This is a genomic window from Virgibacillus salarius (assembly GCF_039521925.1).
GTDB lineage: Bacteria > Bacillota > Bacilli > Bacillales > Amphibacillaceae > Virgibacillus > Virgibacillus salarius.
The window spans coordinates 1-22,114 of sequence record NZ_BAAACY010000161.1; the positions used below are offsets into that span (position 1 = coordinate 1).

At 35.7% G+C, this 22,114-nt stretch carries 20 protein-coding genes and 3 pseudogenes; 20 read left to right on the top strand and 3 right to left on the bottom strand.

The window, feature by feature from the left end:
• Positions 1–1,031 precede the first annotated feature (1,031 nt).
• From ABDZ84_RS19255 to ABDZ84_RS19325, 15 genes are all read left to right on the top strand, one after another.
• A complete protein-coding gene (locus tag ABDZ84_RS19255; RefSeq protein ID WP_221835911.1) occupies positions 1,032–2,669 on the top strand; it encodes an ATP-dependent nuclease in 1,638 nt (545 codons plus the stop codon).
• Complete coding sequence (locus ABDZ84_RS19260; RefSeq protein ID WP_221835909.1) at positions 2,669–3,775, top strand: UvrD-helicase domain-containing protein; 1,107 nt, start codon at positions 2,669–2,671, stop codon at positions 3,773–3,775. Before ABDZ84_RS19255 ends, ABDZ84_RS19260 begins: the two co-directional genes overlap by 1 nt.
• A gap of 87 nt (positions 3,776–3,862) precedes the next feature.
• On the top strand, positions 3,863–4,942 hold the full coding sequence (locus tag ABDZ84_RS19265; RefSeq protein WP_221835906.1) for a DNA cytosine methyltransferase: 1,080 nt from the start codon (positions 3,863–3,865) through the stop codon (positions 4,940–4,942).
• A 69-nt stretch (positions 4,943–5,011) separates the two neighbouring features.
• Entirely contained in the window at positions 5,012–5,206 is a 195-nt protein-coding gene (locus tag ABDZ84_RS19270) for a hypothetical protein (protein ID WP_221835904.1), read from the top strand.
• Positions 5,207–5,307: 101 nt separating this feature from the next.
• On the top strand, positions 5,308–5,622 hold the full coding sequence (locus ABDZ84_RS19275) for a YdcP family protein (RefSeq protein ID WP_018705633.1): 315 nt from the start codon (positions 5,308–5,310) through the stop codon (positions 5,620–5,622).
• A 13-nt stretch (positions 5,623–5,635) separates the two neighbouring features.
• On the top strand, positions 5,636–6,016 hold the full coding sequence (locus ABDZ84_RS19280) for a YdcP family protein (RefSeq protein ID WP_221835902.1): 381 nt from the start codon (positions 5,636–5,638) through the stop codon (positions 6,014–6,016).
• A complete protein-coding gene (locus ABDZ84_RS19285; RefSeq protein WP_221835901.1) occupies positions 6,016–7,353 on the top strand; it encodes an FtsK/SpoIIIE domain-containing protein in 1,338 nt (445 codons plus the stop codon). Before ABDZ84_RS19280 ends, ABDZ84_RS19285 begins: the two co-directional genes overlap by 1 nt.
• Before the next feature lie 228 nt (positions 7,354–7,581).
• Positions 7,582–8,784, top strand: coding sequence for a MobT family relaxase (mobT, locus tag ABDZ84_RS19290; protein WP_221835897.1), 1,203 nt, complete (start codon positions 7,582–7,584; stop codon positions 8,782–8,784).
• Positions 8,785–8,809: 25 nt separating this feature from the next.
• On the top strand, positions 8,810–9,031 hold the full coding sequence (locus tag ABDZ84_RS19295; RefSeq protein WP_077702580.1) for a hypothetical protein: 222 nt from the start codon (positions 8,810–8,812) through the stop codon (positions 9,029–9,031).
• Between the two features lie 167 nt (positions 9,032–9,198).
• Positions 9,199–9,699, top strand: coding sequence for an antirestriction protein ArdA (locus tag ABDZ84_RS19300; protein ID WP_221835895.1), 501 nt, complete (start codon positions 9,199–9,201; stop codon positions 9,697–9,699).
• 59 nt (positions 9,700–9,758) lie between these two features.
• Complete coding sequence (locus ABDZ84_RS19305; RefSeq protein ID WP_221835892.1) at positions 9,759–10,151, top strand: conjugal transfer protein; 393 nt, start codon at positions 9,759–9,761, stop codon at positions 10,149–10,151.
• On the top strand, positions 10,135–12,591 hold the full coding sequence (tcpF, locus tag ABDZ84_RS19310; RefSeq protein WP_343782667.1) for a conjugal transfer ATPase TcpF: 2,457 nt from the start codon (positions 10,135–10,137) through the stop codon (positions 12,589–12,591). The genes ABDZ84_RS19305 and tcpF overlap by 17 nt, the downstream gene beginning before the upstream one ends.
• On the top strand, positions 12,542–14,770 hold the full coding sequence (locus ABDZ84_RS19315; RefSeq protein WP_425542145.1) for a CD3337/EF1877 family mobilome membrane protein: 2,229 nt from the start codon (positions 12,542–12,544) through the stop codon (positions 14,768–14,770). Before tcpF ends, ABDZ84_RS19315 begins: the two co-directional genes overlap by 50 nt.
• A gap of 5 nt (positions 14,771–14,775) precedes the next feature.
• On the top strand, positions 14,776–15,786 hold the full coding sequence (locus ABDZ84_RS19320; RefSeq protein WP_343228074.1) for a bifunctional lytic transglycosylase/C40 family peptidase: 1,011 nt from the start codon (positions 14,776–14,778) through the stop codon (positions 15,784–15,786).
• A 15-nt stretch (positions 15,787–15,801) separates the two neighbouring features.
• Positions 15,802–16,713, top strand: coding sequence for a conjugal transfer protein (locus tag ABDZ84_RS19325; protein ID WP_221835881.1), 912 nt, complete (start codon positions 15,802–15,804; stop codon positions 16,711–16,713).
• A gap of 34 nt (positions 16,714–16,747) precedes the next feature.
• On the opposite strand, the pseudogene ABDZ84_RS19330 reads toward ABDZ84_RS19325, so the two are convergent.
• Positions 16,748–16,897 (bottom strand): annotated as a pseudogene (locus ABDZ84_RS19330) (TetR family transcriptional regulator); the annotation flags it as partial.
• A 324-nt stretch (positions 16,898–17,221) separates the two neighbouring features.
• On the opposite strand from ABDZ84_RS19330, the gene ABDZ84_RS19335 reads away from it, so the two are divergent.
• The 4 genes and pseudogenes from ABDZ84_RS19335 to ABDZ84_RS19350 all read left to right on the top strand — a co-directional run bounded on the left by ABDZ84_RS19335 (position 17,222) and on the right by ABDZ84_RS19350 (position 19,452).
• Positions 17,222–17,974 carry an alpha/beta fold hydrolase gene (locus ABDZ84_RS19335; protein WP_343782672.1) on the top strand — a complete coding sequence of 251 codons (753 nt, stop codon included), beginning with the start codon at positions 17,222–17,224 and terminating at the stop codon, positions 17,972–17,974.
• Positions 17,975–18,371: 397 nt separating this feature from the next.
• Positions 18,372–18,514 (top strand): annotated as a pseudogene (locus tag ABDZ84_RS19340) (TetR/AcrR family transcriptional regulator); the annotation flags it as partial.
• On the top strand, positions 18,503–18,640 hold the full coding sequence (locus ABDZ84_RS19345) for a hypothetical protein (protein ID WP_018705619.1): 138 nt from the start codon (positions 18,503–18,505) through the stop codon (positions 18,638–18,640). The pseudogene ABDZ84_RS19340 and the gene ABDZ84_RS19345, both read left to right, overlap by 12 nt.
• 209 nt (positions 18,641–18,849) lie before the next feature.
• Positions 18,850–19,452: a hypothetical protein gene (locus ABDZ84_RS19350; protein ID WP_018705617.1), complete on the top strand. Its 603-nt coding sequence runs from the start codon at positions 18,850–18,852 to the stop codon at positions 19,450–19,452.
• A 351-nt stretch (positions 19,453–19,803) separates the two neighbouring features.
• Here the strand turns inward: ABDZ84_RS19350 and ABDZ84_RS19355 are convergent.
• Together ABDZ84_RS19355 and ABDZ84_RS19360 are read right to left on the bottom strand one after the other, a co-directional pair.
• A pseudogene (locus ABDZ84_RS19355) lies at positions 19,804–20,031 on the bottom strand (LOG family protein); the annotation flags it as partial.
• 651 nt (positions 20,032–20,682) lie between these two features.
• Complete coding sequence (locus ABDZ84_RS19360) at positions 20,683–21,288, bottom strand: TetR/AcrR family transcriptional regulator (RefSeq protein ID WP_221835865.1); 606 nt, start codon at positions 21,286–21,288, stop codon at positions 20,683–20,685.
• A gap of 96 nt (positions 21,289–21,384) precedes the next feature.
• Here ABDZ84_RS19360 and ABDZ84_RS19365 point away from each other — a divergent pair, with 96 nt between their 5' ends.
• Positions 21,385–22,098 (top strand): GAP family protein, encoded by a 714-nt coding sequence (locus tag ABDZ84_RS19365; protein WP_221835863.1) that lies wholly within the window; start codon positions 21,385–21,387, stop codon positions 22,096–22,098.
• Positions 22,099–22,114 lie beyond the last annotated feature (16 nt).

The following is a 22,114-nucleotide window of genomic DNA, read 5'->3' on the forward strand; positions in this document are numbered from 1 at the left end:
CTCAAAAAAAGTGGTACTTACCAAATTATTGGCGAGTACCACTTTTTATTTTACTGGGTTTTGTCCCAGCTCCTTTTTCCACATTATGGAGATGCTCTAATATAACATGCATACCTAATCCTAAATAAGAAGTACTGGAAATGACCATTTTAAGTAGCTGGGTAGGTTCGAGCAAATATCGAATAGCAGGACTTTGGACTAATTTCAATAAACCATTCGGGAACTGATGAAATTTTCATGACTCCCTTAATTGCTATAGGTGTTTAAGTATAAAATGAAACTTCATTCAGTGAGTTTTTCCATCCCCCACTGTATGTTAGTACCACAAGGGCATGACCTAAAGGTCTTTGAACCAATCGGTCTGTTACCGGCTGTTAAATCTCTCACTTAGAAATGTAGTGTTTCCTTATTTCTTGAGGTGGAAGTCTTACAGCAAGTTACACTGCAATAAAATAAGTACCCATGTATCCATTGCTTTTCCAACTAAAAAGGTTTCTTAAATGACACAGCAAAAAAAGATTCATAAATATTACCCTAACTAAGAAATTGCATAAATGCCTATACTCAAACTAAGCAACATTATTAATCTAAAGACAAGCAACGATACATAAATTGAACATTCCAGCAGCAACCAATAGATAAATACCACTTTTCAAAATGTGCCATAAAATATAAAGAGCCAAAAACCCTTGTTAGACAAAGGTTTCTAGCTCTCCTAAAATTATTCCCACTCTACTTTCACGGTGCTTGATATAGAGCAATATCATTGATTTTAAAGGGTTTTTAAGAAGTATCAACTCTTATAATATGATATTAAAAATTAAAATAATGCAATTTTAATGCAATAAATGCAAATCCTAATTTAGAGTTATCACTATAAATATTTGATATCTTAAACAATAGACGTTTCAATTGAGGCGTCTTTTTTCATTGGGAAATTTGAATAGATTCTTATTTATAGTGCATTAGATTGTCTTTTCCTAAAAAATACCTGATAATAAATTTATAGAATATTATATAGGAGAGAGACAATGATCAGAAGTGTAAAAATCGAGAATTTTAAATGTATCAAGGGTTCTTTCACTTTAGATTTTAAAAAGGGAATAAATATCTTAGTTGGAAATAATGAAGCTGGAAAATCTACCATTTTAGAGGCAATACATTTGGCTCTCAGCGGTATATTTAGGGGGAAGTTAGTCAAAGGAAATCTAACACAATATTTATTTAACTATGAAGTTGTAAAAGAGTATTTAGAAAATGTTAACGATGGAAAGACATCTGAACCACCTTATATTTTAATTGAATTATATTTAGATGAAGTTCTCCCCATTTTAGAAGGTGATAAGTTTTCTGAAAAGAAGACTACAGGAAAAACTAGTGGAATTGCACTAAAAATTGCCTTAGATGAAAAATATAATGAAGAATATGAATCTTTAATAAAATCGGGAAATATAGAAAGTCTACCAATTGAATACTATGATGTGGAATGGTACTCTTTCGCAAGAAAAGCATTGACTGCTAGAAGCATTCCAATTAAGTCATCGTTTATCGATGTAGGTTTTAGCAAGTTTCGAAATGGATCTGATATTTATATATCTAGAATTGTTCAAAATATTTTAGATACTGATGAAAAAACTAAAGTTGCACAAGCCTATAGAAAAGTAAAAGAAACTTTTTCAAAAGACCAATCGATTGCTGACATTAACTCGAAAATAACTGATATATCTAAATTAAGTAATAAAGAAATTGAATTGACCGTTGATTTAGGGTCACGTTCAACTTGGGACGGTAGTTTAATAACTCAACTTGATAAAATCCCCTTTGATTTTATCGGTAAAGGGGAGCAATCTATTATAAAAACTGATTTAGCTTTGTCAAACAAAAGGGCAGAAGCTTCATCTATAATCCTAATTGAAGAACCAGAATGTCATATTAGCCATTCGCGACTTAACCAACTGCTAAATAACATCAAAGACAATTATCATGATAAGCAGATTATACTATCTACTCATAGTAGTTTTGTTTCTAATAAATTGGGGTTAGATAATTTAATATTATTAAATAAACAAAAAACAGTTAAGTTTGATCATTTAAGTTCCAAAGATTTTTTTGAAAAAGTATCCGGATATGACACTCTGCGGTTAATATTATGCAAGAAAGCAATCCTAGTTGAAGGAGATTCTGACGAATTAGTACTTCAAAGGGCATATAGGGACAACAACAATGATAAATTACCTATTGAAGACGAAGTAGAAATCATTTCCGTAGGTACATCTTTCCTAAGGTTCTTAGAAATTGCTGAATGCTTAGAGATACCTGTAAAAGTTGTTACAGACAATGATGGAGATTTAGAGTCCTTAAAACGGAAATATAAGAATTACTTAGGAAAAAACAAAAAATCAAATATCGAGATTTGCTATGAAGAAAAAATACACACTGGACCACTAACTATAGGAAAAGATAATAAACCTTTTAATTATAATACTCTAGAACCAGCCTTATTACGTGCAAACAGTTTAGAAAAGTTGAATTCTATATTCGATACCAAATATGAAACTGAAGACTCTCTACTTAAGTACATGAAATCAAATAAGACTGATTGTGCATTAAAAATATTTTCATCTCAAGATAAGATTAATTATCCGGAATTTATTATGAGGGCCTTGTGATGAAAAATAATCTTTTAATAGCTGCGGCTGGCGCGGGAAAAACTACCCATTTTGTACAAGAATCATTAAAGCTTACGGAAAGTGTTCTAATTACTACTTTTACAGAAGAAAATAAAGAAGAAATAAGAAAGAAATTTTTCGAGTTAAATAATGGTGTCATTCCACACAACGTTACTATCAGAACATGGTTTTCGTTTTTAATTGAGCATGGTGCAAAACCATACCAAGGAAAACTAACAAATAAAAATATAAATGGTTTGTTATTGATGAATAAAAAATCAGGATTTAGATATAAAAACGGAAAGTTCCCAGTGTACTACAAAGAAACAGAAGTTGAAAAACATTATTTTTCAAATGATTTCCAAATATATTCAGACAAGCTCTCAAAATTTGTTGTTCGTTGTAATGACAAAAATAATGGATATGTAATTGAACGGATTGCTAGACTGTTTAAACATATCTTTATAGATGAAGTACAGGATATGGCAGGATATGATTTAGAGATAATAAAACTTTTGTTTCAATCCGATTCAATTATTAAAATTGCTGGTGATCCTAGACAAGTAACATATCAAACTCATTTTCCTGACAAATATAAAAAATACTCCGATGGAAAAATACAAGAATTTATATTAAATGAATGCAAATCTATAGATGTTAATATCGATACAGATACTCTTAAAGATAGTTGGCGTAATAACCAGATTATCTGTAATTTCGCCAACTATCTATTCCCTGAATATCCATCCTGTGATTCTCTCCATAATGAAATTACAGGACATGATGGGGTTTTTCTTGTAAGAGAAAAGGATATTGAACGTTATTTAATAGAGTATTCTCCAACACAATTAAGATATTCTCGCACTAAAAAAGTAAACCCCAATTATGAAGTAAAGAATTTTGGGGAATCCAAAGGAACAACACGAGATCGGGTATTAATATATCCAACTCAAAAGATATCAGACTGGTTATTGAATGATAAAAAGCTGGATGATTTTGATATTAAATGTAAATTTTATGTAGCGGTAACAAGAGCACGATATAGTGTTGCAATTGTATGTAAAAATAATATCGAAACGGATATACTCCCCATATACGAATATTAATTAACGTTTACTTGCAACGCCATTTGGACGGTATTTACTTACCGACAAATGGCGTTTTTTGTTGTTAAATTGGAGGTGAAATATGAAATGAATAAAAAGATTTATAACACAAATTTAAAAATTGGAAGCCTTTTTGACGGAATCGGTGTCTTCCCCCTCTCTGCTTCCCGTTTTGGAATTAGTCCAACATGGGCAAGTGAGATTGAAAAAGCACCTATATCTATTACAAAACGGCATTTTCCTAACATGCTTCATTTAGGAGATATTACTAAAGTAAATGGAGAAGAAATTCCACCTGTTCATATCATTACATTTGGTTCACCTTGTCAGAACTTATCCAATATCGGTAAACGAGAAGGTCTTACTGGGAGTCAATCCAGTTTGTTTTATCATGCAATACGAATTATTGAAGAAATGAGGTGTGCAACGAATGGAACATATCCAGTTATCGCTGTTTGGGAAAACGTCATGGGAGCTTTTTCATCAAATAACAGGTTGGATTTTAAGGCCGTGCTTGAATCGTTCACAAATACCGAAATTCCAATGCCTACTTCTGGAGTCTGGGCAAAAGCGGGAATGGTCCGAGGGAATGAGGTTGATGTGTGCTGGCGCGTGTTGGATGCCCGATATTGGGGAAAGCCCACGCTTCCTCAAAGAAGAAGACGTATCTTCCTCGTGGCAGATTTTGGAGGAAAACGTGCCAGAGAAATATTATTTAAAACCCGCGAATTGCAATCATTTCCTGCGTCTTGCGGAGAAGACAGGCTGCCCTCCACCGCGGCCAGTCGAAGATCTTCTGAAAAAACAAGGAGGAAAATACCCGTCGTCCGTCCCTTTCAAGAAAGACGTATGCGAAGTACCGCAAAAGATAAAAACAAATCAGGATTCATTGGGAGCTTTGGACGGACAAATGATCCTTTCCCCACTTTGCTAGCTGGTTCAGTTAATATATTTTCTTTTTGGTATGAAGGGAAAGAAGAAGAAGGTTATATCCGACAACTAACTCCGTTGGAATGTGAACGTTTGATGGGATTACCAGAAGACTGGACAGCATTTGGAAATAATGGTGAATCCATTAGTGATTATGCAAGATATAAAGCAATTGGAAATGCAATTGCCGTACCATGTGCTGAATATATCATGGCTGGTATTGCAGAAATTTTATAGATAAATCAACTAACGTGTGACAAATTCCATCTGTCATGCTTTTTTTATTGTCTAAATCAAGGAAGGAGTGTGGTTTCTTTGGAAGAAAATGAAGAAAAGGTGATGGAATGGATCGATGATCATTTTGTTATGAATGAAATTGAGATTGAAGACTTTCCGTTTTTCCCTTGTGGGAAATCGGTACGTGACCAACAAGGTGAAACGATGGTTGTCTTTTGGTGTGTGATTTATGGGCGTGTGGATTATCGTTTGCAAGAAACATAGGAGTGATTGACAAATGAAGATGTATTTTTCTCGTTCCCCTCCCTTCTGCCCTGGCTTTTCATAGATAACCAAAAATTAAAACAAGAAAAGAGGTTTATATGATGGAATTAAAATATGTTATTCCGAACATGGAAAAGACTTTTGGAAATTTAGAATATGCAGGAGAAGGAAAAGTTGAACAACGACGGATTAATGGACGCATGACCACTCTTTCTCGCAGCTATAATCTATATTCCGATATTCAACGTGCAGATGATATTGAGGTGGTTCTCCCACAAGAAGCAGGAGAAAAGTTCTTTGAACATGAGGAAAAAGTAAAATTAGTCAATGCCAGAATTACCGCAGAGGGGTATAAAATTGGAGAACGTGGTTTCACAAATTATATTTTACATGCAGATGACATGGTAAAAGCATAAGGAGGAAAAAAACATGAGATTAGCACAAGGTATTGTCATTGATAAAGAAAAGACATTTGGATTACTAAAGTTTTCCGCATTACGTCGTGAGGTATTTCTTCAAAATGAAGATGGCACGGTATCTTCTGAAGTCAAGGAACGCACCTATGACTTAAAGTCTCGTGAACAAGGACGTATGATTCAAGTGAGCATACCTGCTTCCGTACCTTTGAAAGAGTTTGATTACAATGCGGAAGTAGAAATCATTAACCCTGTCGCCGATACGGTCGCAAATGCAACCTTTCGTGGTGCAGATGTGGATTGGTACATCAAGGCAGATGATTTAGTCCTAAAGGGAAAAGCGACAACATCGACTAGTAATGTTTCAAAGTCTACTCCTGATAAGGAAAAATAATGAACACTTTTAAAAGACAAGGGAAACGCATTAAAGAAAAAGATGCTTCCCTTGTTTTTCAATTTATATTCTTTGGGCTGGTTGGTGTGTGGCTCGTTTCCTTTATCCCTTTTCATCTGTACTTTTTACTCTCTACCACATGGCAATTGGATGTGTTTCAAGCATACTTTATCAGCACCTATGGATTGGTAACATTGCTTATCAGTATTACTATAACAGCTGGCTATGCGTATCTCTATTATCGCTATCGGTATGACAAGATAAAGCAAGTCATTCACCGTCAAAAGCTTGCCAAAATGATATTAGAAAATGGCTGGTATGAAACTAAACAAATTACACAAGAAGGCTTTTTTAAGGATATTTCATCCAATAAAACGAAGGAAAAAATCAGCCATTTTCCAAAGATATATTATCGGTTTGAAAAAGGATTGCTTCATATTCAAGTGGAAATTACACTCGGTAAGTATCAAGAACCTCTTTTAAATTTAGAAACCAAATTAGAAAGTGGTTTGTATTGTGAGTTAGTGTCAAAAGAGTTACATGATTCCTATGTAGAATACATCTTGCTCTATGACACAATTAATAGTCGTATTTCTATTAATGAAGTCATTGTACAAAATGGTAGTTTAAGGCTTATGGACTCGATGTATTGGGAATACGATAAACTTCCGCATATGTTGATTGCCGGTGGAACTGGTGGTGGAAAGACATATTTTATTCTTACACTCATTGAAGCACTATTAAAAACAAATGCGAAATTGTATGTTTTAGATCCCAAAAATGCCGATTTATCGGACTTAGCCACGGTCATGCCCGATGTGTACTACAAAAAGGAAGATATGATGACTTGTATTGATCAATTTTATGAGGACATGATGAAACGGAATGAAGAAATGAAGCAAATGCCGAACTACAAGACAGGAGAAAACTATGCTTATTTAGGTTTGCCCGCCCACTTTTTGATTTTTGACGAGTACACCTCGTTTATGGAGATGATTGGTAAAGAAAGCGTGAAAGTCATGAGTAAACTGAAACAAATCGTCATGTTAGGTAGACAATCAGGTTTCTTCCTTATCCTCGCCTGTCAACGTCCAGATGCAAAATACCTTGGGGACGGAATAAGGGATCAATTTAACTTTCGATTAGGATTAGGTAGAATGAGTGAACTCGGATACGGCATGCTTTTCGGCTCAGATGTACAGAAACAATTTTTCTTGAAACCAATCAAAGGGCGTGGATACGTTGACAAAGGAGACAGTGTTATTTCTGAATTTTATACACCACTTGTCCCTAAAGAACATGATTTTCTAAAGGAAATTGCTAAACTAGCCCAATAAAGGCTGCCCAGTGCGGCGGCGTGCGAAGCGAAAGCCGCTGTGCTGGGCGAAGCCTGCGTGGCGATAGCCACGCCTTAACCCCCCATTTCTAACAGGGGGGTAGAAAAACAACAAGGAAACTGTTCCAAAAGCCACTAACACCTGATGGCACAACGGTTTGGAGCATATAAAGAGGATGTCAGCTTTTAACCTTTAGTTGACATCTTTTTTTAGTTTGGAGGAATGCACATGAACCAAGTACCTTGGTACCAACAATTAAAGGAAAAACGGCTAGAATACGGTGTATCGCAAAATAAACTGGCTGTTCATATTGGAATTTCAAGACAATATATTAGTGAAATCGAAACAGGAAAAGTAACTCCTTCAGATTCCCTACAAGTAGCTTTATTTGAAGTACTGGAACAATTTAATCCAGACGCTCCATTAGAAATCTTGTTTGACTATGTACGAATTCGATTTTTAACGACAAACCCGAAGCCTGTCATTGAAGAGATTTTGAAATTGAAAATGGAATACATGTTGCATGAAGATTATGCGTTTTATTCTTATATGGAGCAATATGTTTTTGGAGATATTGTCGTCATGGTTTCCCCCGATGAGGACAAAGGTTGTTTACTCGAACTCAAAGGAAAAGGATGCAGACAATTTGAAAACTTTTTATTAGCCCAGCAACGAACATGGTTTGATTTTTTTATGGAAGTGTTTCGTGTTGGTGGCGTATTTAAACGAATTGATCTTGCGATAAACGATAAGACAAGCGTATTGGATATTCCGTTTTTAACGAGCAAATGCCGTAATGAAGAATGTATCTCTGTTTTTCGTAGTTTTAAAAGTTATCGTTCTGGTGAACTTGTACAGAGTGAAGAAAAGCCTGACATGGGAAATACGTTATATATCGGCTCTTTAAAAAGTGACGTGTACTTTTGTGCATATGAAAAAGATTACGAACAATACGTGAAGCATGGAACATCGTTTGAAGATACAGACGTGAAAAATCGCTTTGAAATTCGATTAAAGAATGATCGTGCATACCATGCGGTTGTGGATTTAATGATGTATGAAGATGCTGGACGAACTGCCTTTTCGATTATTAATCGGTATATTCGTTTTGTCGATAAAGACGAGGAAAAACGTCGAAGCAGTTGGAAAATGAATAAAGAATGGCAACGGTTTTTGGATTTAGGTGTGAATAGAAAAATTTCTTTAACGACAAAACCTGAACCATATACGTTTGATAAGACACTTAGATGGCTAGCTCATCAAGTCGCCCCCACTTGGAAACTAGCGACAAAGATAGATGAACTCAATCAAACGAGTGTAATTAAGGATATGTTGGAACAGACAGAGTTATCCAAGCGCCATCAAAAAATACTCATGCAACAAACCATTCCTGTAGAGAAAGTGATTCAACCATCATCAGATAACGAATGATTAACTTATGAAGGGAGAAAATCAAATGAACTTTGGCCAGAATTTATATAATTGGTTTTTAAGTAATGCACAATCTTTAGTATTAATGGCGATTGTCGTAATTGGAATTTATTTAGGCTTTAAACGAGAGTTTTCCAAACTGATTGGCTTTTTAATTATTGCTTTGGTTGCAGTAGGATTAGTCTTTAATGCAGCTGGTGTGAAAGACGTGTTGTTAAACCTATTTAATCGAATCATAGGATCTTAAATTGTACCGTTTTTTTGTGGAAGATAAGTGGTCTTCTTATGTTCCACAAAAAAATGGTGGACCAAACGGTAGTGCGGTAGGGATTAACAAGCCTATTTTGTGTATCAGCAGATAACAAGCTGCTGCTTTTTTTATGGCTATTTTTAATGAAAAGGATGTGATAACCAATGGATATGCAAGTCTACATTGCTAACCTCGGCAAGTACAATGAAGGCGAACTTGTTGGTGCGTGGTTTACACCACCTATTGATATGGAAGACGTGAAAGAGCGTATTGGTTTAAATGGTGAGTATGAAGAATATGCGATACATGATTACGAGTTACCATTTGAGGTTGATGAATATACGCCAATATCCGAAATCAACCGGTTATGTGCAATGGTGCAAGAAATCGAAGGCTCTCCTTTATATGATGCACTATCAGAAGTACAAGGCTATTGGTTTGATAGTTTAGAAGAATTACTGGAGCATCAAGATGACATCATTTGTTATTCTGATTGTGAAGATATGGAAGATGTTGCGAGATATTTGATAGCAGAAACAGGCGTACTTGGGGAAGTCCCTGCTAACTTACAGAATTATATTGATTATAGAGCTTTTGGACGTGACCTTGAAATTGAAGGCAGCTTTCTTGTGACGTCACATGGTGTATTTGAATATGTTCAATAGATGGAGAAGCAGCTTGTTATCGTACAGGCTGCTTTTTCTTTTGGAAAGGAAGATGAATATTGAAAAAGTTAAAAAGCTATACCCGTATTTGGTCAGTCGAAAAAGTGATTTATGCCATCAATGATTTTCGTTTACCTTTTCCCGTAACATTCAATCAAATGTCATGGTTTGTACTTTCCCTCTTAGCTGTCATGTTGCTAGGTAATCTTCCCCCACTTTCCCTAATCGATGGGGCATTATTAAAATATGTCGGAATTCCAGTTGGTTTGACGTGGTTTATGAGCCAGAAAACATTTGATGGTAAGAAACCGTATAGCTTTCTCAAGTCTGTATTGACTTATTGGTTTCGGTCTAAAGTTACCTATGCCGGGAAACCCGTCAAACTACAACGTATGAAAGTGAATGAAAATATGACTGCTGTAAGGAGTGAAGTCCATGCGTTATCCGATTAAATATCTTGAAAATAATCTCGTTTTCAACCATGATGGTGAATGTTTTGCCTACTATGAACTGTTGCCATATAATTATTCCTTTTTATCGGAGGATGAAAAAATACAGGTGCATGATCACTTTCGTCAATTAATTGCACAGAATCAAGACGGAAAAATTCATGCCTTACAGATTAGCACCGCAAGCAGTATCCGGTCTGTGCATGAACGAAGTAAAGAGTTAGTATCTAGTCGTTTACAAGACGTCGCTTATGAGCGTATTGATGACCAAACGGAAGCCTTTGTTTCCATGATTGGCGAACATCAAGTGGATTACCGTTTCTTTATCGGTTTTAAGCTGTTGCTGAATGAAGAGGAAGTCAGTATGAAGTCGATGGGAAAGTCAGTAACTACTTCCCTATCTTCTTTTATCCGTGATGTAAACCATCACTTGATGGGAGATTTTGTTTCCATGCCTCATGATGAAATTAGACGATTCAGTAAAATGGAATCTTTATTACAAAACAAAATTTCGAGACGTTTTAAGGTACGCCCTTTAGATAAAAATGACTTTGGCTATCTAATTGAACATCTTCATGGACAAACTGGAATGGCTTATGACGAATATGACTATGCCCTACCTCTAAAGAAATTAAAAAAGGAAACTTTAGTGAAGCGTTATGACCTGATTAAACCGACTCGTTGTTTGATCGAGGAAAACCAACGTTATTTAAAAATCGAACAGGAAGAACAAACCACGTATGTGGCATACTTTACGATTAATTCCATTGTCGGTGATCTTGAGTTTCCATCAGATGAAATTTTTTATTATCAACAACAACAATTTGATTTTCCAATCGATACTTCCATGAACGTAGAAATTGTAACGAATAAAAAAGCATTGTCTACCGTTCGGAATAAGAAAAAGGAACTCAAAGACCTGGATAATCATGCCTGGGAATCCGATAATGAAACTGGCAGCAATGTCATAGACGCGCTGGAACAGGTAAATGAATTAGAAGATGTGCTCGACCAAAGTAAAGAATCGATGTATAAATTAAGCTACGTGATTCGCGTGTCTGCTCCTAACTTGGACGAACTCAAACAGCGTTGTAATGAGGTAAAAGATTTTTATGATGATTTGAACGTAAAACTCGTTCGTCCATTTGGAGATATGATCGGTTTACACAGTGAATTTATCCCAGCCAGTAAACGGTATATGAATGATTATATCCAGTACGTGACTTCTGACTTTTTAGCAGGTCTCGGATTTGGAGCTACACAAATGCTGGGAGAAACGGAAGGGATTTATTTTGGTTACAACTTAGATACTGGAAGAAATGTATACCTAAATCCAAGCTTAGCCAGTCAAGGCGTAAAGGGTTCTGTCACCAACGCGTTAGCTTCTGCTTTTTTAGGTTCACTCGGTGGCGGAAAATCATTCTCTAATAATTTATTAGTCTACTATGCCGTACTATTTGGTGGTCAAGCTCTCATTGTTGATCCAAAGGCGGAACGAGGAAAATGGAAAGAAACGTTGCCCGAAATTGCTCACGAAATAAATATTGTTAATTTAACAAGTGACGATATCAACAAAGGATTACTTGATCCTTTTGTCATTATGAAAAAGAAAAAGGATTCGGAAAGTCTTGCCATTGATATTCTTACCTTCCTCACAGGCATATCAAGTCGGGATGGAGATAAATTCCCTGTATTACGACGAGCAATTCGAGCCGTCGGTCAACAAGAAGAACGTGGCTTGCTCCTTGTCATTCATGAACTAAGAAGTGACCCTAATCCATTAGCTGGTCCTATTGCTGACCATATCGAAAGTTTTACAGACTATGACTTTGCTCATCTATTGTTTTCAGATGGAACAGTGAAAAACTCGATTAGTTTAGAAAAACAGCTAAATATTATCCAAGTGGCGGATTTAGTGTTACCTGATGCAGAAACGAGTTTTGAAGAATACACTACCATGGAACTTTTGAGTGTCGCCATGTTGATTGTCATTTCTACTTTTGCACTAGACTTTATTCATTCAGATCGCAGCGTATTTAAAATCGTTGACTTAGATGAAGCATGGTCATTCCTACAAGTCGCACAAGGGAAAACACTCTCAAATAAACTGGTTCGTGCAGGGCGTGCCATGAATGCTGGTGTCTACTTTGTTACCCAGAACGCCGACGATTTAACCGATGAAAAATTAAAAAATAATATCGGTGTAAAGTTTGCCTTCCGCTCAAGAGATATGACAGAAATAAAGAAAACCCTTCAATTCTTTGGTGTGGATTCGGAAGATGAATCGAATCAAAGGCGCTTACGGGAATTAGAAAATGGACAATGTTTAATTCAAGACTTATATGGACGTGTCGGAATTATTCAAGTCCATCCTGTCTTTGAGGATTTATTTCATGCTTTCGATACGCGTCCACCGACACAGGAAAAGAAAGGTGGCGATTAATTTGAAAAAACAAAAATGGAAAAAGATTGTCTTAACGGTGGTACTTATTGGTACTGCCGTTTTTCTATGTCTTCTTTTACTTGGAACATTAGCTCAAGCAGCTGGCTTAGTTGATGATACGGTGTCAGAAGATAATCTCTATTCCTTGTACCCACTTGACCATTATCAATTAGATTTCTACGTGGATTCGGGTTGGGATTGGTTGCCGTGGAATTGGGATGATGGTATAGGTAAACAGGTCATGTATGGCTTATATACAATCACTAATTTCATTTGGATTATTAGCTTATATTTATCGAATGCGACAGGCTACTTAATCCAACAAGCTTATTCTCTCGATTTCATTTCCCAAACGGCAGACGCTATCGGGAAAAACATGCAAACATTAGCTGGAATTACGGCAAGTGGTTTCAGCAGTTCGGGATTTTATGTGGGTTTCTTACTCATTTTTATTTTAGTGATTGGGATTTACGTGGCATATACAGGATTAATGAAACGGGAAACGACGAAAGCATTTCGAGCGATCCTAAACTTTTTAGTCGTGTTTATTTTGTCGGCTTCTTTTATTGCCTATGCCCCAACGTATATTGCTAAAATTAATGACTTTTCGGCAGATATTAGTCAGGCAAGTTTAGACTTAGGAACAAAAATCTTAATGCCTAGCTCTACTAGTCAGGGAAAAGATAGTGTCGATTTGATACGGAATAACCTCTTTTCTATTCAAGTGGAACAGCCGTGGATGTTATTACAATTTGATGATTCGGATAAAGAAACGATTGGTGAAGAACGTGTTGAAAGCTTAGTCTCCATCAATCCTGATACGAATAACGGGAAAGATCGTGAAGATGCTGTAAAAGCAGAAATTGAAGATCATGACAATAAAAACTTAACAATTACGAAGACCACTACACGTTTAGGAATGGTCTTCTTTTTATTTCTGTTTAATATCGGTATCTCCTTTTTCGTGTTTCTACTATCGGGAATTATGATTTTCTCACAAATTCTGTTTATCATCTATGCCATGTTTTTACCCATCAGTTTTTTACTGTCGATGATACCCACCTTTGAAAACATGGGAAAACAGGCGATTATGAAATTGTTTAATGTGATTATGCTCCGGGCTGGTATTACGCTCATTATTACAGTTGCCTTTAGTATTTCATCCATGCTTTACAGTTTAACAACAAGCTATCCATTTTTCTTGATTGCCTTTTTGCAGATCGTGACGTTTGCAGGGATTTACATGAAACTCGGTGACATTATGAGCATGTTTAAACTGCAAAGTAGTGACTCGCAACAAGTTGGACGCCAAGTTATGCGTCGTCCTTATCGAATGTTTAATCGTGGCAGTCGTCGATTGCAGCGAACAATCGGGCGTACCCTAGCAGGGGCAACAGCTGGAGCAACAGTCGGGGCAATGGTTGGAAAATCAAAGCAAACAAAAGGTTCCTTCACCCCTATTCGACCGTTACAGCGGCTAACATCAACTGCAAAGAACAAGAAAGAGCGATCAAATGGCAATACAAAACCAACATCTTTAAGTCAGAAAGTAGGTCAAGTCACAGGAAAAGTGCTTGGTGCGAAAAGTCAGTTTCGTGCAAATATAGATCATCGTAAAGAACAACTGCATGATTTACCTACTACTGCTCAATATGCGGTGATGCAAGGAAAAGAACAGCTTACAAAGCCTGCCCGTGATTTTAAAGAAGGCTTGAAGCAAGCAAAGGAAAAGAGACAAAAAACAGATGCAGACCGTCAAGCAAAACATCGTCAAACAATTGCAGATAGGCGACAAGCATTGGATAAAAAACGTACTCCTTCTAGGGAATTTGCCAGTCATGAACGGCCAGTCACGCAAAATGTCAATAAATCTGTACATCAAGATAGATTAAAGAACCCAGCTATTCAACAAAAAGTAAAGACAAGACCCGTCACAAAAAGTGAGCATAAGAAGCAATTCAAATTACAACGACCGTTACCGAGTCCAGACAGAAAAGAACATTTTACTGATCATCCCAAACAACCTGTAAAAAAAGAAAACCGATTTCCCAATGAAGAACGTTCTCAAGTAAAAAATAGTCGGACAACTATCAAGCGACCTTCTAAACCATTAAAACGTACAAACCAAAAACAAATCACGAAGCGTCCAATCCATGCCGTTAGGAGGAAACGCCGATGAAAGTTATAAGATTAAAGATTATGTTAATTGCTGGAGGATTAGGCTTTCTTGCCTTTTTAGGGCTTCTAGCATTTGTAGCGATTTTTATATCAAATGAAGAACACTCATCAAATAGTGGTGATTCCATTCATGATATAGACAGCATATCAGTAACCGAAGATGTATTAAAACATCAGCCAATGGTAGAGAAATATGCAAAGGAATATGGAATTAGTGAGTATGTCTCTACCCTGCTTGCTATTATTCAAGTAGAGAGTGGTGGAAAACTTCCAGATGTGATGCAGAGTAGTGAATCGTTGGGGCTTCCGCCCAATTCTTTAGATACCGAAGCTTCTATTAAACAAGGAACAAAATACTTTTCAGATTTATTACACTCCGCAGAAAGAAATGGTGTTGATGGCAATACAGCTATTCAAGGCTACAACTATGGTGGTGCTTTTATTGATTATGTCGCAAAACGAGGAAGCTCTTACTCTTTTGAACTAGCTGAAAGCTTTGCAAAGGAACGGTCAGGCGGCAGTAAAATCACTTATTCCAATCCGATAGCCGTAAAGAAAAACGGTGGCTGGCGTTATCTTTACGGAAATATGTTTTATGTCGATTTAGTGAGTCAGTATTTTATTTCCCCTCAGTTTGATGATGAAATGGTTCAGATTGTTATGGATGAAGCCCTAAAGTATGAAGGTTTCCCCTATGTTTTTGGTGGTGCGAATCCGAATACATCTTTTGATTGTAGTGGATTAACACAATGGAGTTATCGGAAAGCTGGGATTAACTTACCACGTACAGCACAGCAGCAATATGACGCAACCGAGTCGATTCCTTTATCGGAAGCAAAACCTGGGGATTTAGTGTTTTTTCACTCAACGTATAATGCAGGAACTTATGTCACTCACGTTGGTATCTACACTGGAAACAACCAAATGTATAATGCTGGAGATCCAATCGGTTATGCAGATTTAACTACTGCCTACTGGCAAAAGCACTTAATTGGAGCTGGACGTATTAAACAATAGAAAGGTTTGAATTAGATGAGAAGATTTTTTAAAAGAAAAGAAAAACAAACGACCGAAACAAAAACCAGAAAAATGAAAGTACGGACTGTCGGTACACGTAAAAAAACAGTAACTTTTTTATGGATATTACTTATTGGTAGTCTAGCCTTTGGAATCTATAAAAACTTTACAGCAATTGATCAACATACCGTTCATGAAAAAGAAATCATTGAAAACGAGATCATCGATACGAATGCGATTGAGAGCTTTACGAAAAACTTTGTGAAAGATTACTACACATGGCAAAATGAAAAAGATTCCATTGAACAACGGGTGGAAAAGATCAGTCACTATTTGACAGAGGAATTACAAGCATTAAATACCGATACCGTAAGAGATGATATTCCTACTAGTTCCAGCGTAGGTAATATTGATATCTGGTCAGTGTCACCAGAAAATGATAATACCTATGCGGTTGTTTATTCGGTAGATCAAAAAATTATGGAAGATAAAAATAGCGAAATGGTCCGATCCACCTATCGAATCTTATTACATCAAGATAATGTAGGAAACTTAGTAATTATACAAAACCCTACCTTATGGAGCATGCCGAATAAATCAGACTATGAGCCACAACAACCTGAAAGTAATGGTACAGTTGACTCTGATACAGTGCAGGAAGTGACAGATTTTTTGGAGACGTTCTTTACATTTTATCCGACTGCAACAGAACAGGAACTTGATTATTATGTGAAAAATAATGCTTTACCACCGATTGGTAAGGATTATCTATTTTCAGAGCTAGTCAATCCAGTATTCCAGACAATAGATAATCAAATAAAAGTACGGGTTACTGTTAAATATATTGACGAAGCAACAAAAGCAGCACATTTTTCACAATATATACTCACGTTAGAAAAAGATACAAATTGGATGATTGTCGAGTAAAAATGATTTAGTTTATTTACTGTAGCTTTAGAATAAAGGTTTGATCAATTGCTCCAGTAGACATTCCAGCTTCAGATGCAATTCTTCGGATAGATGCTTTTTCAATGCCTTCCGTTTCAATAATTTTCCAAGCTGTTTCAGCGATCATTTTTCTTTTGTGATCATGATCAACTATTTTCGGCACTCAAATCACCTCTTGCTTTTATTTCGCACACTGTGTTATTATCATTTCATCACAGTGTGTGAAATAAATAAGGGGGGGATGTTTAAATTCTTGAAATCACTTATTAGAACATTAAAGCGGATGGGCATTATAAAAGTGGTGAAATAGGACCTTCTTGAGCAATTAAATCATTTGTAATGGTACATTAAACTTCCTTTTTAACCGAACAAGTTTATTAAATGGTTTTGTAAACAGTTTGGGAGATAAGAAAAGGAATCTTAGAAATGAAACGAAGATAGTCATGGGGCAATGCCTACTTTTTTCAGGGAAAGGAGATTGAAATAGATGGATCTTCATTACGAAATTAAAGGAAGAGGAAAGCCAGTTATACTACTTCATAGTGGAGCTATGGATTCACGTGACTGGGAATTCATCACACCACATCTTTCAAAGTCGTTCAAAGTAATCACTCTTGATGTCCGGGGTGCAGGGAAGTCACCTGTTCCGAATGAACCCATTGATTATGTTAAGGATCTTAGAAAACTCTTGGATCATCTTAAAATTAAGAAAGGTGCCCTCGTTGGACATTCCCTAGGTGGACAAATTGCAACTGATTTTACTCTGACCTATCCAAAAAGGGTGTCTCAACTGGTATTGGTCGCTCCAGGCCTGTCGGGGTTTAAATTTTCTTCCGAACATGCGGAATTAGAGAGCCGAGTTTCTAAAGTTGCACCAGATGTTGAGAAAATGACTAATATAATATTAAGCGAGCCTTCCTGGAGCGTTTCTTTTGGAAAAGCATACGATTTATTGCGCGAAATGATGATACACAATATTCAAAAAACTTTTGATTGGAAAACATTCGAAACTGTTTCCTCCAATTCAGCGATGGAAAGATTGGGAGAAATTAAAACGAAGACACTTTTTATCATAGGCGAGAAGGACTCAGGAGATCTCTTTAAAATCGCACAATTATATAAGGAAGTTCCCAATATTAACTTTGTGCGTATACCTGGTGCTAATCACATCATCACTTTGACCCACCCTAAGGAAGTTTCCGACCATATCAGTCTTTTTTTGAGGTTACCAGAATGGTAATCAGAAATGACATCTTATAACCATAGACAAATAATTCTAAACCACTTGCGCCAAAACTAGCAAAATCTAAGGTTTTCCATTCACCTGATTCTGTATTTTCATTTAGTATATCTATGATTTTTATATTTTCTTCATTAAAGTTTTTAAAATTTTTATCATACTCAATAAAATAGAGTGCCATGTTACCCCTGTTCCAGTCAATGAATCCATGGGGCTGTCTCCACCTAAAGAATATTGATAACTTATGACACCTTCACGTCTTTATATCAGTTGGTGAGAAATTAAATGACAAAAGTAATGGCTATTCTCAAACAGCATGACTAGAGCCAGTGGTACCACTGTTTCTTTTTTATACATTAAAAGAGATTAAAGGATTTCCTATTAATAAGGAGTGTTTATGATTGCCCGAAACTATCACGGTTTTCATGCTGTTGGAATAAAGAAAATTATTGAGGAAGCAAATGTAGCTACTATGACGTTATACAAAACCACTTTACATCAAAGGAACAACTAATCGAAGAGGTCCTTATGCAATGTGAAGACATTGCTTTCCAAATGATGCTTTTATTAGAAGGGCAACTTCGATGGCAGAAACCGTTGGATCCTAAAAAGCAGAAACATGCCATTCATATGTTGAAATCACTTTTAAAAACATGGGACAAGTAGATGCAGGTCTATGTAAATATCATATCTTACCAGAAGAGTCGGTCAATTATTAAGGAGGTGAAAATTAAGTCATATTATTACAAAAAGGAAGGTGAGGTTCAAGCGGAAAAAGTTAAAGAATATCGTGTTGTGGATTTAAAATAAAGTTTAACCGTTTTGAAAAAAGTTGCACTACAATAGATTGACTTTTAATTTAAGGAGGAACTTTGATGAAAAGAAAAATGATACGTAATCTGTCTTTAGCTTTAATAGCCCTAGTAGGAGTTTTCTCTTTAGTTTTTAGTTTTGAAGGTAGAACAAATGCAGCTAGTTTAACATCGAATCCAGATCAGGATCTAAAAGTTGACACAGTAGATGGAATAAAATATGCACCAGGTAAACATAAAAAAATTGTTGGAATGGTAGTTGAAGCAACTGATCAAGGAGAAAAGGTACATGGCTTCTCAACTCCAGAAAAATATGAAGCATATCATCAAAAAGTTACAGAGCGATTATCTAGTCAGTCAATAGGTATAATGGCAAGACCAACTTATTTATATGAACATACTTCGGGTCATGGATATGGAAGATCATTAATTGCGTATCCTGGAACTCAGGTCACTTCTCTGAGTACTGCATGGGATAACAGAATATCTGCTGTATCTGTAGCTCCTGGTTCTTGGATTAGGCTCTATCAAAATCGTTATTATGGTGGTCGTTATTTAACTCTTGTAGGTTATCCAAACAAATACTTTACCACCAATTTAACTTCTTGGGGAATGTCTGGTACTACTTCTTGGAACGACCAAGTCTCATCTTATCGAGTTAGATGAGAAAAACGGTAATGTCCAAGAAAAAAAGGGAATCTTAAAACAACCATTCAACATTTCTGTGTTTGGATGGTATCATAAACTCACAGTCCTAATTATTGATCTTAGTTCAACAAACAGGCTACTTTGTGAATAATCAGTCACCTAAAACTTCTAGAGTAAATTATTATTTGTTTATTTAACCAGAGCAAAGAGGAATATGAAGTTTAGAAAAACCTGGGACATTATGCATCATGATCGAAAGGTTTTAATGTCCTTCTATGAGCCTAATTTCTCAATTTTAATGTTGAGAAATTAGGCTTTTATATTTACTTAATGCAAAATAGCGTTTAAATAGTGTGCAATATATCTCCTAAAGTGACATTCTAATGTTCCTGGTCCACCTGGCAAAGCGACAAAGCCATCTACAAGCTCTTCCATTTTAGCCTTTCTCTCATGCATAGATTCGACAACTATCAGCTTGGATAATCTTTTATGCGATATTTCTCTCTGCTCTAAAAAACTAGGCATAATTCCAATAACTTGTCTACCTTCATCTAAGACAGCATCCGCAACTGCTCCCATAACACCAACACTTGCTCCACAGTGTTCGCATGATGTGGCTAGTGCAGGGTTACGAACTAAGCTATCGCACGATTAATCGCTTTCGTTCCGATCCCCTCAGTTGAGAATATTCTACAGGAAGTTTTGTAAGAATGATGAGAAAATTGACATTTACGCGGTATTAAAGAGAGTTTTATTTATACCGGAAAAACTTATCATAATCATCAATTTGATCCGGACTTATTCCAGTTTTATTAATCGCTTCTTGTTGAAATGAATTATTGAAACTTTTACATATATAATATTTATTTTCTCCTTTTTTGATTTTATAATATTGTGAATCAGAATGATTAATCGTAAATTTATTTTTGCAGAAAAAACATATAGTATCCAACATATTTTCACACTTCCTATCAGATTTTTATTGAAAAGTAACTATTTTTTAAACCTATGATTAAAAATGTGAATTTTTCATCTAATTTACTGCCATTCTAAAATAATTTATTTTTAACTTAGTTACAAGCTTATCCGTGAACTCTATTTTTACTAAAAATATGACGGCTATGCCTGTAATGGAAGGAAAAGCTGTAATATACTAAAGCCTACTTCATGCAACTGTTCAACAAAATGCCCCTTTGAAGTGCATCTCGTTATAACACAAATGGACTATAACTTCAGATACATGATCAATTAACTCAATTTACTTTCATCGCAGAGTGTTTCTAAATGATAACGGATTACTTCCTTCACCTTTTCTGGAGAGTAGACATCAGGTCTTAACAGAGCATGAATGGACAATCCATCAATTAATGCCGCTAGCCTACTTTTTTCTAATTTTACATTAGTTGAATCAGATAAAATCCCTTGTAGGACTAATATCTCGATCATTGAATTTGCTAATTCATACATACCGTTAGTCATTTCATCTTTTTTTTCTTTTAATGTATCACTTGTAAGTGACTGAAGTGCAAGGATCCACCAAACGCTCGTTTCGATTTTCTTTTCTTCATCAATTGGTACAAGCTCTAATAAAACTTCTGCGACTGCCTGCAATGGATTGTCTGACCAACTTTTACTTTGAGAACGTTTTTTCCCTTCTTCCAGGTAATAATCCATGATAAATAATAACATTTCATCCTTAGTTGAAAAATAATGTCTTAACGCTCCAGCAGACATGCCTGCTTCAATAGCAACTCTTCTTATAGATGCCTTTTCGATTCCCTCTTCCTTAATAATACTCCAAGCGGCCTCAGCAATTGACTTCCTCTTTTTTTCATGATTAACAATCCTCGGCATAAAAAATCACTTCCCTTTTTTAGCACAGTGTGTTATTATGTTTTCAACACACCGTGTTATTTAAATTATAACATATAAAAAGGAGGGACTCTATATTTGATCGAAAGTATTGAAGCATTAATGCCTTCTTCATCAATAGACACATCAATAGCTTTGCTAATTATTTCTATTTGCGCATTAGTTGATATATTAAGTCCTGGTGTACTTGCTGTAACAGCCTATTTATTATTGACACAGCCTAATCAATTATCTTCTCGCTTGCTTGTTTTTTTGTTTATTACGCAGTTTGGCTACTTCATCATGGGCTTATTACTATACTTTGGTGGAGATTCACTATTGAAAGGAATTGGAAAATTATCTGAATTTGACTTTATCAATTGGTTTTATATCCTTTTTGGAGCAGCTATTGTTCTAATTAGCTTCAGTAAACCAAATGATACTACAAAAAAACGTTTAATTTCATTTATACCCCAAAAAACAACGATGAAAGGGATGATCATATTAGGTATCATTGTTTTTCTAATTGAATTTGTAACTGCGTTGCCTTACTTTTATTCAATTTTGTTAATGAATCACCTAACAATTGAGCCGTCCTCTTCTATCTTTATTATAATTGGCTACAATCTTGTAATGGTGCTTCCTTCTCTTCTTTTGTTAGGGGTTAATATTATGTTTAAAGAGAGACTGCAACAATTTCTAAATAAAATTAGATCAAAATTAAATGAAGCACCGATTTCCTCACTCTTGGTAGCGATAGGAGTAGTAGGTGCGGTTTTTTTCAACATCGGTCTTAGAGGCATATTAAATTAAAAAAATTATTAATGAG